Here is a 1,024-nt window from a genome sequence, read left to right as displayed (position 1 = left end):
TGCTAATATGAAAGAAATCTCTGGTAATGGTACTAGTGATTTGGTGATCAAAAATGGCGATACAAAAGTAACTGTAAAAGCTCCAACTAATGGAGAGAAAGGTACAGTCGACTTTGGTGATGCGAAAGTAGTAGCCTCTAACCTTGATGCGAATATTGCTTATAAAGCTGGTAGTGAAGATACTAAGAAAAAAGTGAAACTACAAGATGGATTTAACTTCACAGCAGCTACAGATGCTACTACCACTGCAGAAGGTCCTAAATCTGGCTTAGCAATCACAACAGGCGATAATGGTGTAGTTACATTTGGTTTAGATAAAGCGACTCGTAGCACTATTGATAATGCTGCAGATAAAAACTTAAGCAATTTATCTGATGCTGGTAAAGACAAAGTCAAAGAATTAGCAAAAGGTGCAGCACAAGATGCTGTGAAAGTAGCAGATGGTATTAATACAACTGTTACAACTGATACAACGACTACTACTGGTGTAACTACATATAAAGTAAATGCAAATGATACAACAGTAGCAGTTACAGGAGATGGACTTGCGATTAAAGGTGGAGATTTAGGTACAGATAAAGTACGTAAATATTCCTTAGATTTATCTGATACAGTAAAAGCAAAATTAAATGCTATTAATAATGTAGGTGATACAGCATCTAATGGTCGTGATGGTGTAAATGGCGCATCTGGTGCGAAAGGCTTAACTGGCAAAGATGGCTTAAACGATAAAACATTAACAGATAAAGTGAATGCATTACGTAACGGCGAAGCTGGATCTGTAGTATATACAGATGAAAATGGTGCACGTTTAGTAAAAGCTAAAGATGGAGAATACTATAAAGCTGCAGATGTAGATAAAGATGGCAATGTATTGAATGGTGCCCCAAAAGCTACTACTGTAGAAGCTCGTGTGGTTAACCCAGATGGTACAACAACTGGTGGCACAACTAAATTGTCCAACATTGCTGATGGTAAAGTAGCAGCTAATTCTAAAGATGCTGTGAACGGCGGTCAATTAAAT

Annotated in this window: 1 protein-coding gene; it reads left to right on the top strand. The window is 37.4% G+C overall.

Annotated features, from left to right (window positions below; genetic code table 11):
* The coding region (locus tag HMPREF3032_RS01415; protein WP_197413472.1) for a hypothetical protein at nucleotides 1-1,024 on the top strand (1,024 nt) is incomplete at both ends.

Origin of the sequence: Veillonella sp. DNF00869 (genome assembly GCF_001553345.1) — a bacterium.
In the GTDB taxonomy this organism is placed as follows: domain Bacteria; phylum Bacillota; class Negativicutes; order Veillonellales; family Veillonellaceae; genus F0422.
Note: the sequence above shows the minus strand (reverse complement) of the source record. Positions and strands in the feature narration are given on the sequence as shown.